Genomic DNA, 13,869 nt, shown 5'->3' with positions numbered 1-13,869 from the left:
AACACATGGCTTTCCCAAGTGCTGCCCAAGTTGAAGAATTGATCACCCCAACGGTGAGCTCCTATGGACTCGATGTCGAAGAAGTGCGTGCCACTCGCGCCGGGAAGAAATCCGTGATCGCCGTTGCGGTTGATGGGGATACGCGCCCTGATCTGGATGTGATTGAGAAGCTTTCTAAAGATCTTTCGGCAGTACTGGATGAAAGCGAAGACCAAGGGCTATACAGCTATGGTGCTTCCTACTCCCTGGAGGTCTCCACCCCAGGGGTTGACCATCCGCTGAGCAAACCACGGCATTGGCGGCGGAATCGTCACCGCTTGGTGCGCTTCGCCGACCGTGATGAAGTTTGGCGCATTGGTGCCTTAGATGAGTCTGAGTCCTCGGTGGTGTTGGTGCGTGGAAAGAGCATTAAGACCATGCAGTTGGCTAGTGCCCCTAAGGCAGTGGTAGAAATTGAATTCGCTTCGGCATCGGAAAATGAACTGGTGTTGACGCGGAAAGACTACGCTGAAGTAGCCCCGGAAGAAGATCGATTTGATGCTGCTGAAAAGCAGGAGGACAACAAGTGAATATTGATATGCGCACCCTCAAGGCAATCGAGGAACAGCAAGGCATCGCCGTACGTGACCTGCTGGAAACCATTGCCGGCGCTTTGCTTTATGCCTACCGTGAATTCCGCGGTGACACGAACCGCGAGGCTCGTGCCCGGGTAGATATTGACCGTGACACCGGTGAAGTCAATGTGATCCTCAGCGAAGTTGATGAGGATGGGGAAGTGATCTCCGAGTGGGATGACACCCCTAATAATTTCTCGCGGGTTGGTGCCCAAGCTGTGCGCGACGCCATTATGCGCCGACTGCGCGAAGCCGAAGCCGGCCGCGCCTATGATGCCTACTCTGCCTATGAACACACCGTGGTGTCTGGTGTGGTGCAACGCGATGCCCGCGCTAATGAGCGCGGCATTGTGGTTATCCAATTGGGTACCGAATTGGATTCCCAGGACGGCATTTTGCTCCCCGCGGAACAAATCCCCACCGAAAAGCTCAAGCACGGTGACCGCGTGAAGGCCTTCGTGGTGGAGGTGAACCGCGGCACCCGCAATATCCAGGTGAACCTCTCGCGCACGCACCCCGAGCTCGTCAAGGGGCTTTTCGAATTGGAAGTTCCCGAGGTTGCCGATGGTTCGGTAGAGATCACCGGCATTGCCCGTGAAGCCGGGCACCGCTCCAAGGTTGCGGTGATTGGTCGCGCTAAGGGTTTGAATGCCAAGGGCGCATGCATTGGCCCGCGTGGGCAGCGTGTGTCCAATATCATGCGCGAGCTCGGTGGCGAGAAAATCGATATCGTTGACTACTCCGATGACCCCGCAGCCTTCGTCGGAAACGCCTTGGCCCCAGCCAAGGTCATCGATGTGGAAATCATCGATGAAGAAAACCAAATGGCCCGCGTTATCGTGCCGGACTATCAGCTTTCCTTGGCGATTGGTCGGGAAGGCCAGAACGCCCGCCTGGCGGCGCGTCTTACCGGCTGGCGTATTGATATCCACTCTGATCAAGACCCCAAGCTAGAAGAGCTGCGCGCCCAAGATAAGCAACGCCGCGAAGAACAAGCCCGCGAACGCGAAGCCGCTGCTCAAGCAGAAGATACTTATGCCGAAGGTGGCTATGACGATGAAGGCTACGCCGATGATGGCTATGGCCACCAGCCCGAGGTCGATGCGCGCCCGGAGCAAGCAGAGCGCTCGGAAGCTGCCCAGGATGACGCCAACGCTGACGCACTAGCTGCCGAGGAACCCGCCGAATCCCCGGAAACTACATCGATGTTGTCCACCCAGCAGGACGCTGAAGACAGCTCCGAACCCGCTTCCGAATCCTCCACCAGCCCCGAGGTTCAACCCGAAGGTCAGGAAAATTCCGAAGACTAGGCGACTAGCTGCATCTTTGAGCTAGCTACGGGGAAGCTTCGGCAGGGCTTTGACTTAGCCCCGCCGAAGCTTTCTCGATTACACATAAGGCCCCTTGGTGCTCTAAAGTCTATGAGTGGCCCACATGCCCCTGTGGGGCCTATTCACTATGTGTTATCTCGAGGCTAGGAGGACGATGAAGGAGCGAATCCGCACCTGCATCGCTACTCGTCGTCCCATGCCAGACCACCAGTTACTGCGAGTGGTCTTGGACCCTGATAATCCCACTGTCGTCATACCCGACCCGCGGCGTCACTTGCCCGGTCGAGGCGCGTGGATCACCCCAACTCTAGGGGCAGTGGAGCAAGCCGATAAGCGCAAGGCATTCCGCCGCGCGCTCCGGGCGTCGACAGCTGTTGACGCCGGTCCGTTGCGTGCTTACCTCCAAAAGGTAGAAGCAGCAGACCCGACACCGACCAGAAAGAAGACCGAACACTGATGAGCACACGATGAAGCATCAGCGATGAACGTCACGAACAACCTCCGCACAGGTGTCGCCAGCCTTGGGTAAAACCCAAACGGGTAAAACCCCAAGGCACTTAGGACTCTAGAAGAGTTCCTGGGCACCACACCTTGCGGAGACACACCAAGGAGAAAAGTGCCAGGAAAACTACGAGTCCATGAACTAGCTAAGAAAATCGGCATTACCAGCAAGGAACTGCTGGGCACGCTGAAAGAACAAGGCGAGTTCGTTAAGACCGCATCGTCCACCATCGAACCCCCGGTGGTGAAGAAGATGCTGTCTCACTATGAAAAACTTCAGGCCGAACAAGCACCTGCTGAAGGTGCTGATACGGCCAAGGGCGCTAAGGCCTCCGCAGCTAAGTCTGCCGCGAAGCCGGGCGCCAAGGCAGCTGAAGCTAAGAGCTCTGCCGCCAAGAAGCCGGCCGCCGCACCGAAGCCCGGTGCTAAGAAGCCGGCCGCACCCAAGCCGGCCGCTAAGGCCACGCCCGCTGCAGCTGCCGAGAAGGCTGACGCTCAGCCGGCAGATGCCGCCAAGGCAACCCCCGGGGCAAAGCCAGCCGGGGCAAAGCCCGCCGGGGCAAAGCCCGCAGCCGCCAAGCCGGCCGCTGCCAAGCCGGCAGCCGCTGCTTCCGCCAAGCCCGGTGAGGCAGCTAAGAAGCCTGCTTCGCCCAAGGCCAGCCCCGCAGCCCCGGTCTTCAAAGCCGCCGAAGACAAGCCCGGCGCCCAACAAGGCGCCCAAGCTGCCGATGCCGCTAAGTCGGATGCCAAGAAGCCTTCCGAGGCTATGCCGCGCCCGATGCCTAAGCCAGGCCCCAAGCCTGGTGCCCGCGCACCGCGCGTAGCCAATAACCCCTTCTCTTCGGGTACTGAGCGCCACTCCCCGCGCCCCGGCGGTGGCCGTGGTGGTCAACCTCGCCCCGGCGGCCAACCTCGCCCGGGTGGTCAGCCGCGCCCCGGTGGCGGTCGCCCCGGTGCCGGTGCACAGGGTAAGCCCAAGTCCGATGGCCAGCGCGGTGGCGCTGGTGCCGCTCAGGGCGGCGGTCGTCGCCCCAACCCGGCCATGATGCCCCCGAACCCGGCCCAAATGCCGCGCCAAGCCGCCACTTCCGGTGGCCCCGGTGGTGGCCAGGGTGGTCGTGGTGGCCGTGGTGGCGGACCCGGCGGCGGCCCTGGTGGTCCCGGCGGTTTCCGCGGTGGCCGTGGTGGTCGCCGTGGTGGCACCGCAGGTGCTTTCGGTCGTCCCGGTGGCGCACCGCGTCGCGGACGTAAGTCGAAGCGCCAGAAGCGTAATGAATACGAGGCAATGAAGGCGCCAAAGGTCGTCGGCGGCGTTCGCCTGCCTGATGGCGGCGGACAAACCCTTCGCCTGCGTCGGGGCGCTTCCTTGTCGGACTTCGCCGAAAAGATCGGTGCCGAGGCATCGGCCCTGGTACAGGCCTTATTCAACCTTGGTGAGATGGTCACCGCCACTGCTTCTGTTTCCGATGAAACGCTGCAGCTGCTCGGTGAGGAAATCAACTACAAGGTTGAAGTTGTCTCCCCCGAAGATGAAGATCGCGAGCTGCTCGAAAGCTTCGACCTGCAATTCGGTGAAGACGAAGGTACCGAAGATGATCTCGCCAAGCGTCCGCCAGTGGTCACCGTCATGGGTCACGTCGACCACGGTAAGACCCGCCTGTTGGACACCATCCGTAACACCAACGTTGGTGGCCGCGAATCCGGCGGTATTACCCAGGGCATCGGCGCCTACCAGGTTCAGGTCAATATCGAAGACCGTGACCGCACCGTCACCTTCCTCGATACCCCTGGTCACGAGGCCTTCACCGCCATGCGTGCCCGTGGCGCTAAGTCCACGGATATCGCCATCCTGGTGGTTGCCGCAGACGATGGCGTCATGCCGCAGACCGTGGAAGCCATTAACCACGCCAAGGCCGCTGATGTGCCGATCGTGGTGGCAGTAAACAAGATCGATAAGCCGGAAGCTTCGCCGGAGAAGATCCGTGGCCAGCTCACCGAATACGGTCTGGTTCCGGAAGAATATGGTGGCGACACCATGTTCGTGGATATCTCCGCTAAACAAGGCATCAATATTGATGGCCTGCTCGAAGCTGTCCTGCTTACCGCCGATGCGGAACTCGATCTGCGCGCCAACCCCGAGATGGATGCTCAGGGTGTCGCCATCGAAGCGCATCTGGACCGCGGTCGCGGCCCCGTTGCCACCGTTATTGTGCAGCGCGGTACCTTGCGCGTGGGTGACTCCATTGTCGCCGGCGATGCCTATGGTCGTGTGCGCCGCATGATCGACGAATACGGCGATGACGTGGAAGAAGCCGGCCCCTCCCGTCCGGTGCAGGTCCAAGGCCTCAACGGTGTGCCCGGTGCTGGCGATAACCTCCTGGTGGTCGAAGATGACCGCGTTGCCCGCCAAATCGCGAACCAACGTAATGCGCGTAAGCGCAACGCCATGGCTGCCAAGCAGCGTAAGCGTGTCTCCCTGGAAGATCTGGATGCCGTGCTCAAGGAACACAGCAGCCTCAACCTCATCCTCAAGGGCGACAACGCGGGTTCCGTGGAAGCCCTGGAAGAAGCCCTCCTCAAGCTGGACATCGACGATGAGGTGCAGCTCAACATCATCGACCGTGGTGTTGGTGCCGTCACCCAAACCAACGTGTCTCTGGCTTCTGCCTCCGATGCTGTGATCGTTGCCTTCAATGTTCGCGCCGAAGGCAAAGCCACCGAGGAAGCCAATTCCGAAGGCGTGGATATCCGCTACTACACGGTTATCTACAAGGCACTGGAAGAAATCGAAGCTGCGCTTAAGGGCATGCTCAAGCCGATCTACGAGGAGCGCCAAATCGGTACCGCCGAGATTCGTGCCATCTTCAAGGCTTCGGCTATCGGCCTGATCGCCGGCTGCATGGTGGAAACAGGCAAGGTGCGCCGCAACGCCACCGCCCGCCTGATTCGCGACGGCAATGTTATTGCCGAAAAGTGCACCATCGAATCGCTGCGTCGCGAAAAAGACGATGTCACCGAGGTAGCCAAGGGCTACGAGTGCGGCATGGTTTTGAGCTACCCCAATATTGAGGTTGGCGACAAGATCGAAGCATTCGAAATGGTTGAGGTCCCCCGCGACTAATACCCGCGCTTAAGAATTCCCCACGTCGCCGGCCTCTGGCGCGTGGGGAATTTCTTTTGCTTTCCCCGATACCTACGGGCTGGGGTTTATCTCCCCCGTGACCGGGGTGCAGAATCAAAGCTTTGCCGCGCCTGGTTTAAGATGGGGCGCGAGTCTGAGAAAAAGAAGAGTTTAGAAGAATCACCAACTCATAGCGGTGATTAAAAGGAGAAGACCATGGTAGATAAGGCACGCGCGGCCCGTTTGGCCAAGCGAATCCAAACGATCGTCGCTTCCGCAATTGAACGCCAGATCAAGGACCGCCGACTCGAATTGGTCACCATCACCGACTGTCGAGTCACCGGAGATCTCCACGACGCCACCATCTACTACACCGTGCGTGGCCGCAATATCGAGGACGAACCCGATATCCCCATGGCCGCTGAAGCCCTCAAGAAGGCCCGTGGCCAACTGCGCAAAATCGTCGGCGATGAACTCGGCGTACGTTTCACCCCCACCTTGGCCTTCGAGCATGACACCGTGCCGGAAACCTCCGCGCACCTTAATGAAATCCTCGAACGCGCCCGCAAGCGCGACGCGGAGCTTGCTGAATTAAAACGTAAGGCCAAACCAGCAGGGGACCCCAACCCCTATAAGATCGACGACGACGAGGAAGCCTAAGATGCAGCGGGCAGCAGAACTGCTGCGCTCTGCTACCAAGGCTGTCGTCATTGGCCATATCCGGCCCGATGCAGATGCCATCGGGTCCATCGGCGGCATGATTATCGGTCTGGAAAAACTCGGTATTCCCTGCCAGGGGCTTATTGGGCAAACCACACCCATCCCCGACAATATGCTGAGCATCCCGCGTGCCGAAACGATCTCCTGCACCGAAACCCTCCCGGAAGCAGACCTCGTGGTCATCGTGGACTGCGGTTCCATCGACCGCACTGGGGCACTGGCTCAGCAGGTCGCCGCACACCCGAACACCTTGGTGCTAGACCACCATGCTTCCAACACTGGTTTCGGCAACCACAATGTGGTGGCGAAGGTGGAATCCACTACTTCTTTGATCGCCGAGCTCTTTGAAGAAATGGGCATCGAGCTTGATGTGGAATTAGCCCACGCACTTTATGCCGGGCTGGTAACCGATACCGGGAGCTTCCGTTGGGGTACCTCACGGATGCACCTTCTAGCCGCCAAGCTCATGGACACCGGACTTAATGTGCGCATCATCGGTGAAGAACTCATGGACAACACCACCGTGCGCGATACCCGCCGGATCGGTGCTGTCCTTGCCAACCTGCGCACCTACACCGTCGGCGACATTAAAGTCGGTGTGCTGGTTGCCAACCATGGGGTGATCTCCACCTGCTCGGATGCTGCTGTGGAATCCCTCGTCGATGCGGTCCGTGCTCTCGATGGCGTAGAACTAGGGGTGGTCTTAAAAGAAAACGACCCCGATATTTGGTCCGTATCCTTGCGCTCCACCAGCATGAACGTCGCCAATATCGCAGTGAAACTTGGCGGCGGAGGCCATATCCCAGCTGCTGGTTATACCGCCCGCGGTGATCGCGATCGTGTTCTCAAGGAGCTACTCGCTAACCTATGACCCCCGCCTCAACCCAACAATCGCAGGCGGACACAACCCATAATGTGTCTGCCCGCGATATCTTTGCACTCGCTTTCCCCGCACTCGGCGTGCTGGCAGCCACCCCGCTCTACCTCCTGCTTGATACCGCAGTAGTCGGCCGACTCGGCGCCACCGCACTCGCAGCCCTCGGTGCAGCCACCACCATCCAAGCCCAAGTCACCACCCAGCTCACCTTCCTCAGCTACGGCACCACCGCCCGCGCTTCCCGCCTTTATGGTTCCGGCAAGCGCGATGAAGCCATCGAAGAAGGCGTACAAGCCACCTGGGTGGCCTTAGGTGTGGGCCTGGTGATCGCCACCATCGTGATCCTCGGCGCCCCCTGGCTTACCAGCGCTATCGCGGTGGATAGTGCCGTAGCCGCCGAATCCACCCGCTGGCTTCGCATCGCCGCTATCGGCGTGCCCTTCATCTTGTGCATCATGGCCGGCAATGGGTGGCTCCGCGGCATCCAAGACACCAAACGCCCCCTCTATTTCACCCTCGCCGGTGTCATCCCCGGGGCCTTGTTGGTGCCCTTCTTAGTGGGGCGTATGGGTATCCAGGGTTCCGCTATTGCCAACCTCACCGGGGTGCTTATTACCGCCGGGCTTTTCCTTTTCACCTTATGGAAAGAACACCACGGCACCTGGGCACCAAAACCTGAGGTGATGAAACAACAGCTCATCCTAGGCCGCGACCTGATTCTTCGTTCCCTAAGCTTCCAGGTGGCCTTCATTTCCGCCGCCGCCGTAGCCGGACGCTTTGGCCAACACGCGCTGGCCGCACACCAGGTGCAACTCCAACTCTGGAACTTCATCACCCTTATCCTGGATTCCCTAGCCATTGCCGCCCAAACCCTTACCGGCGCAGCCCTTGGGCGCGGCAGCGTTGAGATCGCCAAGAAGGTCGGCATCCGGGTGACCTTCTATTCCTTCGTATTCTCCATTGGGGTGGCAGGCGTTGCTGCTGCCGGGGTGGGCATTATCCCCGGGATCTTCACCCACGATGAAGGTGTTATTCACGCTATGACCTCCGGGCCCTGGTGGTTAATGGTGGGCATGATTATTGCCGGTGGTGTGGTCTTCGCCCTCGATGGGGTGCTTTTGGGTGCCTCCGATGCAGTATTCCTACGCAATGCCACCATGGTCTCGGTACTCTTAGGTTTTATCCCTGGTGTGCTGATCGCTTATCTCGTTGACGGTGGCCTCACCGGCATCTGGATGGGCCTCACCGCCTTCATCTTGCTGCGCCTCGTCTTCGTGGTGTGGCGCTTTAAGTCCATGAAATGGGCAAAATAATATGACCACCACGCTCTGGGCAGTTGCAGACTTGCACGCCTCGGTGCCCGCCAACTTAGAAAGGGTGCCAGATATTCAACCAGCCGACCCCTCGGACTGGTTGATTGTCGCTGGTGATGTCGCAGAGCGAACCGAATTAGTCCTCGATATCCTCTCGGATCTCAAAGCCCGCTTCCACACCGTCATCTGGGCACCCGGGAACCATGAACTCTTCTCCCGCGCCAATGACACCCACCGCGGCCGCGATAAATACACCCAACTGGTTGATGGCTGCCGTGAGATCGATGTACTCACCCCAGAAGACCCCTACGCGGTTTTCGATGGGGTGACCATCGCACCGCTTTTCACCCTCTACGACTATTCCTTCCGGCCTGCTGGAATGACCGTGGAAGCAGCGCTGGAACAAGCCCGCGAAAAACGCATCCTGATGACCGATGAATTCGCCATCGCACCTTTCGCAGATATCCGGGCGTGGTGTTGGGATCGACTGACTTACTCCATTAAGAGGCTCAGTCGGATCGAGGGCGAAACAATTTTGATTAACCACTGGCCCTTGGTCCAAGAACCAACGGACCGCCTCGCCCAAGCAGAACTCGCCTTATGGTGCGGAACCCGACACACCCGCGCCTGGGCGACCCGGTACCGTGCCCGCGAAGTCATCTACGGGCACCTGCACCTACCCGGGACCATCAAGGTCAATGGGGTGCCGCATACTGAGGTCTCCTTGGGCTACCCACGTGAGTGGGAGAAAAGGAAACACCCACAACCCTGGCCCTATCCGGTGATGACGATGGGGGAGGGGAGGAACTAATGCTTGACTCCGCTCTTTTCCCAGCCGAAGCACGCTGGTGCTATGTCACAGTCGACATGAGCAACCCCGATTTAGAAAACTTCCGGCACCTTCACCCCCTAGAGCAAGCCGTGGTGTCGCATTCTGTGCGCCTACGCAAAGCCGAATTCGGTGATGCCCGCTGGTGCGCCCACCGCGCCTTAAAAGAACTAGGTTTAGGCAATGGCCTACCAGTACTTCGCGGGGACCGCGGCATGCCACTATGGCCTGATGGTGTGTGCGGCTCCTTAACCCACACCAATGGTTTCCGCGCCGCTGTTGTCGCCCCCACCTGGTCGGTGCGCTCCATGGGCTTAGATGCCGAACCAGCAGAACCCCTGCCAGAAGGAATCCTGGGCTCTATTGCGCGCCCCGGGGAACTCCCCAGGCTCGAAAAACTTGCTGATGCTGGGATCCCAGCCCCGGATCGCTTGTTGTTCTGCGCCAAGGAAGCAACCTATAAAGCGTGGTTCCCGATGACGCATCGCTGGTTAGGTTTCGAAGACGCGGAAATTGATCTGCGCCTAGATGGCACCTTCGTGTCCTATCTTCTGGTTCGCCCCACTCCGGTTCCCTTTATCCGTGGGCGGTGGATGATTCGCAATGGTTATGTCATTGCCACCACCGCGGTGCCAGCGGAAGGACAGGAAGATAATGGCCCCTTCCACCAGGTACTTTCCTAATTCTTCGAAACCCTAGGCGATAACTGATCAGGGTGTGACCCCTCAGCGTTGCTAAGGTCCCCAATAGTTAAAAACACCAAGTGAAAACTTGCTCAATAAACCCAGCCAGATAAATGCTCCTGGCCACTGAGGAGATCTAGCAATGAATAGTCCATCTTTTGCTGTCCTGGACTTCGAAACGACCGGTTTTAGGCCCTCGGATCGCGTCCTAGAAATTGGGGTGGTCACCCTTGATGCTGAAGGCAACGCGCAAGAAAAATGGCAAACCCTGGTGCAACCAGACCGCCACTTCGATAACGCCAACGTCCATGGCATCCAACCCAGCATGGTCGCTGGGGCACCACGGTTTTCCGAAGTAGCGAAAGAATTCGCCCAACGCATCAATGGCCGCGTTATGGTCGCCCACAACGCCCCCTTTGAAACCCGCTTCCTGCGCAATGAATTCCAACGCCTCCAGGTGCAGCTTCCAGAAAATATTGATTGGACGCTATGCACCCAAGCTATGGCGCAGCGCTATCTCGATGGGCATGTCCGCAAACTCTCTGACTGCCTCAAGGTTGCTGGTATTAATAATCGCCACCCGCATGCCGCTTTAGGTGATGCGGAAGCTACCGCTGAACTATTTAGGCACTTCCTGCCGAAAATGCGTGGCTACCTTGATAGCTGCGAGGTACTCAACCTCAACCTCGATGCTCTGAACGGCCTCGATAGCGCCCCAGTGCTGCCGCGCAAGGATACGAGCGTTGATGTTGCTAAGGAACATTGGCTTGCCCGCTTGGCTGCTAGCACCTCCTCCTATAACAGTGATGAAGCTGCCCGTGAGTACCTCAACCTCTTAGCTGATGTGTTGGTTGATGGCCGCCTTGATGAAGGTGAAGTCGAAGCCCTCGTTGAGCTGGCCTCTAAGTACCAGCTTGGCGCCGATGATGTGGCCGAACTACATGATCGCTTCCTGCGTTCCCTGGCTGTTGATGCCTGGGCTGATGGGGTCGTCACCCCAGCTGAACGCAGCTGGATTATCCGTATCGCCGATGAACTCCAGGTGCCGCATTCCCGCGTCACCAAATTGCTGGCCACCCCAGCAGAATCCCGCAAGGCCGGCTCCTTCAACGAGTCCGCCCTTGAGCTATTACCTGGTGATCGCGTGACCTTCACCGGTGCCTTGGCGCTACCTCGTGAAGAGTGGGAAGCCCGCGCCACTGCTGCTGGTCTTAATGTCGGCGGTATTCGACAAAACTCCAAACTGCTTGTAAGCGCAGACCTGGATTCGATGTCCGGCAAAATGCAGCGTGCCCGCCGCTTTGGGGTGCCGGTGGTTGATGAACCCACCTTCACCCGCCTGCTTCAAGATCTGGTGGACCAAGAACCTGATCTTGCCGAGATCAGCGCCGAAGATACTGCCGAGACTGCTGAGCAGACCACTGAGCCCACCGCTGCTCATGGCGTGAAACTTGAAGAGATGCTGAAGGAGGCAGATGACACCCGCAACTCTGCTTTCAATGTGCTTCAAAAACTAGGGGAGCCCGCAGCAGAATCCCCAACCGGCACGGGTGCCGGTTATCGCGCGTATCTCAATGCGCGCAGTGAGCCAGAGGCACAAGAGGAAGCAGCTAAAAGCACTCAACCCCACAGCAGTGATGCTACGGCGGATTCCCTCAGTATTCAGTGGCAGGAGATTTTCCCCTGGCTGGTAGTTGATCCGCGGATCACGCACACTGCCACCAATGTGGCTGAAGAGTGGCTCACTCAACACCACGATGAGCAGCTTTCCGATATCAGTCCGGCGTTGACCCCGCAGATGCGGCCTACTGGTTTGCAACCAGATCAACTGGTGGTTTCCCGCTGGTTCGCTCGCTACCCAGAACCGCTACGCGCTCGGGTTAGTGACCTTGAAGGTGTGCCCGGTGTGGGCCGTATGCGGCTGCAAAGCCTGGTCTATAGCGTTGTGCTCCTAGCGCTTGATGAATGGGACTCCGGTGATGATCAATCCGAGGAACTTACCGAAGAAATCAACCCGGAACTGCTCGATGGTGACCTAGAAAGCATCTATGAAGAGCCCGGCGATGAACTGATCACCCCAGATGTTTATCACGCTGATGATGAGGGCCAAACCGTTGAGTCGCATCTTCGTCTGCTGAGCGGTTGGGCGGCACTGACCGGCCAATGGCCGAACAAGGATGATGAGAATCTACCTACCGCGGTACGCCAGGCCATGGCCATTACTGACCCCACCGCGGAGATCATCGAAGAAGCTCGCCTAGAGTTCCTCCGCGCGCTCGGTGCCGATGAGCGCTATGCCTTCATCTTCCAAAAGCGCTTCCAGGGCAATAAAACCCTCGAAGATATTGGCAAGAAACTGCGGGTCACCCGCGAACGCGTCCGTCAACTTGCACGTGCTCTTCAAGCTGAGGTGGATGAGAACTGCCCGGCGCTTAATGTGCTGATCACTGCGATAGGGCAGCGCATTGATCCTTGGATGCGCAAAGAAGAACTCCTCGATGCGCTCCCAATGCTCAAGGAACCCACGGCTACCAGCCGGCATTTCCTGCTGGATCTTGCTGCCTTGGCGAAGCAGCAGTGGCGTTTGGACCAAGAGTGGTTGATCCTCGAAGGTGCTGATGAACGCCTAGAAGAAGCCATTGACAGATTCGCTGATCAATATGGTGTTGCTGATGTCTCGGAGCTTGCCGAAGCTATGGGCACCAGCCCCAAAGATCTCACCGCCCGGCTACGCAAAACCCAACGCGCTTGGGTACGTGGCGGGTTAGCCCGCACCAAACAAGGCACCGTGGTGGACCGCGCAATCGCTGAACTGTCCATTCGCAATAACCCCATGAGTGGCGATGCCCTGGCGAAGATGATGAAGGATCGTTCCAAGCGATCCATCGCCAATGCTCTTAGCCTGGACCCACGGGTGCACCGCTGCGGGTTAGACCGTTGGGCCTTAACTGAGTGGGGGCTAGAAGAGTGGACCACCATCACTGATTTCCTACGCCGCCGCATTGAAGAGGCCGGTAGCCAAGGAGCTTCCTTAAAGAAGCTCCAACGCGAAGTAGTCCGATACGGGGCCTCCCCGAAGTCCCTGCTGTCTTATGCCAGTAGCCCGGAGTTCGAGATCCGTAATGGGCGCGTATTTAAATCCACTGTTGAGGCAGTCAATGAGGCAACCCCTCAAGAAGCCCGCGGCCTTTATCTTCGCGATGGCGTGTGGTCCTTGCTCCTCACCGTCAACTCGGATGCACTACGTGGCTCCGGAATGCCGGTGCCCGGCGCTATCGCCGCGCTTTATGACGTGCCCTTCAATGGGCAAGTGCAGGTACCGAGCGAACTGGGGCCGCAAACCTTTAGCTGGCGTGCGAACACTTACGCCACCTCCACTATCCGGCGTTTCCTCGAACACCTTGAGGTAGAAGAAGGCCAACGCGTGTGGCTGCACTTTGGTCCCAATAAATTCGAGGTCACCAAAGCCACCGATAGCGTTGAGACCAGCGAGCCGGTAGCCAAACTCCTCAATGCCACTGGCTTCGATGATCTGCATGATCCCACCCAACTCGATGGGGCAGCGGCCATGAAGATTCTTGCTGAAGCCATTGGCTTAACCCCTGAGACCCCACGCCGCAGGATCATTTCTGCCATGTGGGATCGCCGCGATCAAGAACTCGAGGATCTGCTCCGATCCCTCTAGCAAATAGTCGCTGCGACATACCGAGGTGAGCTTTGGGCCCTTATTAACCCGGAAAACACTCTCGGTAGGGGATAATAAGCGGGCATTGCCACACAAGCACCGAAGTGCACAGTCACACAAAGTGCACAAGCACATAGGTGTAGGGCAATGCCCGCTTTATGTTTCACCGCCCAGCGATGTTCCATACGCGCGAGG

The 13,869-nt window shown here is 58.5% G+C and carries 9 protein-coding genes and 1 pseudogene; all 10 read left to right on the top strand.

From position 1 onward, the window contains the following. Nucleotides 1–5: 5 nt before the first annotated feature. The 10 genes and pseudogenes from rimP to BMZ01_RS03175 all read left to right on the top strand — a co-directional run bounded on the left by rimP (nt 6) and on the right by BMZ01_RS03175 (nt 13,674). Nucleotides 6–569, top strand: coding sequence for a ribosome maturation factor RimP (rimP, locus tag BMZ01_RS03220; RefSeq protein WP_092284380.1), 564 nt, complete (start codon nt 6–8; stop codon nt 567–569). After that, nucleotides 566–1,558, top strand: a pseudogene (nusA, locus tag BMZ01_RS03215) (transcription termination factor NusA); the annotation flags it as partial. The gene rimP and the pseudogene nusA, both read left to right, overlap by 4 nt. A 514-nt stretch (nt 1,559–2,072) precedes the next feature. Further along, nucleotides 2,073–2,402, top strand: a complete 330-nt coding sequence (locus tag BMZ01_RS03210; protein WP_177180039.1) for a YlxR family protein — start codon at nt 2,073–2,075, stop codon at nt 2,400–2,402. A 159-nt stretch (nt 2,403–2,561) separates the two neighbouring features. Beyond that, entirely contained in the window at nt 2,562–5,567 is a 3,006-nt protein-coding gene (gene infB / locus BMZ01_RS03205; protein WP_092284374.1) for a translation initiation factor IF-2, read from the top strand. Nucleotides 5,568–5,783: 216 nt separating this feature from the next. Next, nucleotides 5,784–6,227, top strand: coding sequence for a 30S ribosome-binding factor RbfA (rbfA, locus tag BMZ01_RS03200; RefSeq protein WP_092284372.1), 444 nt, complete (start codon nt 5,784–5,786; stop codon nt 6,225–6,227). Nucleotide 6,228: 1 nt separating this feature from the next. Beyond that, nucleotides 6,229–7,158 (top strand): DHH family phosphoesterase, encoded by a 930-nt coding sequence (locus tag BMZ01_RS03195; protein ID WP_092284371.1) that lies wholly within the window; start codon nt 6,229–6,231, stop codon nt 7,156–7,158. Beyond that, complete coding sequence (locus BMZ01_RS03190) at nt 7,155–8,477, top strand: MATE family efflux transporter (RefSeq protein ID WP_092284369.1); 1,323 nt, start codon at nt 7,155–7,157, stop codon at nt 8,475–8,477. Before BMZ01_RS03195 ends, BMZ01_RS03190 begins: the two co-directional genes overlap by 4 nt. Nucleotide 8,478: 1 nt before the next feature. Then, nucleotides 8,479–9,288 (top strand): metallophosphoesterase family protein, encoded by an 810-nt coding sequence (locus BMZ01_RS03185; protein WP_092284367.1) that lies wholly within the window; start codon nt 8,479–8,481, stop codon nt 9,286–9,288. Further along, nucleotides 9,288–9,989, top strand: coding sequence for a 4'-phosphopantetheinyl transferase family protein (locus tag BMZ01_RS03180; RefSeq protein WP_092284365.1), 702 nt, complete (start codon nt 9,288–9,290; stop codon nt 9,987–9,989). The genes BMZ01_RS03185 and BMZ01_RS03180 overlap by 1 nt, the downstream gene beginning before the upstream one ends. Before the next feature lie 142 nt (nt 9,990–10,131). Next, nucleotides 10,132–13,674, top strand: coding sequence for an exonuclease domain-containing protein (locus tag BMZ01_RS03175; RefSeq protein WP_092284363.1), 3,543 nt, complete (start codon nt 10,132–10,134; stop codon nt 13,672–13,674). Nucleotides 13,675–13,869: the final 195 nt, after the last annotated feature.

Origin of the sequence: Corynebacterium spheniscorum, assembly GCF_900113445.1 — a bacterium.
Lineage (GTDB): Bacteria > Actinomycetota > Actinomycetes > Mycobacteriales > Mycobacteriaceae > Corynebacterium > Corynebacterium spheniscorum.
This window is presented reverse-complemented; position numbering and strand designations above follow the sequence as displayed.

Excerpts from the sequence above, each read along its gene's own strand:
- rimP (WP_092284380.1), top strand. The coding sequence starts at position 6 with ATGGCTTTCCCAAGTGCTGCCCAAGTTGAAGAATTGATCACCCCAACG.
- BMZ01_RS03210 (WP_177180039.1), top strand. The coding sequence starts at position 2,073 with ATGTGTTATCTCGAGGCTAGGAGGACGATGAAGGAGCGAATCCGCACC.
- rbfA (WP_092284372.1), top strand. The coding sequence starts at position 5,784 with ATGGTAGATAAGGCACGCGCGGCCCGTTTGGCCAAGCGAATCCAAACG.
- BMZ01_RS03195 (WP_092284371.1), top strand. The coding sequence starts at position 6,229 with ATGCAGCGGGCAGCAGAACTGCTGCGCTCTGCTACCAAGGCTGTCGTC.
- BMZ01_RS03190 (WP_092284369.1), top strand. The coding sequence starts at position 7,155 with ATGACCCCCGCCTCAACCCAACAATCGCAGGCGGACACAACCCATAAT.
- BMZ01_RS03185 (WP_092284367.1), top strand. The coding sequence starts at position 8,479 with ATGACCACCACGCTCTGGGCAGTTGCAGACTTGCACGCCTCGGTGCCC.
- BMZ01_RS03180 (WP_092284365.1), top strand. The coding sequence starts at position 9,288 with ATGCTTGACTCCGCTCTTTTCCCAGCCGAAGCACGCTGGTGCTATGTC.
- BMZ01_RS03175 (WP_092284363.1), top strand. The coding sequence starts at position 10,132 with ATGAATAGTCCATCTTTTGCTGTCCTGGACTTCGAAACGACCGGTTTT.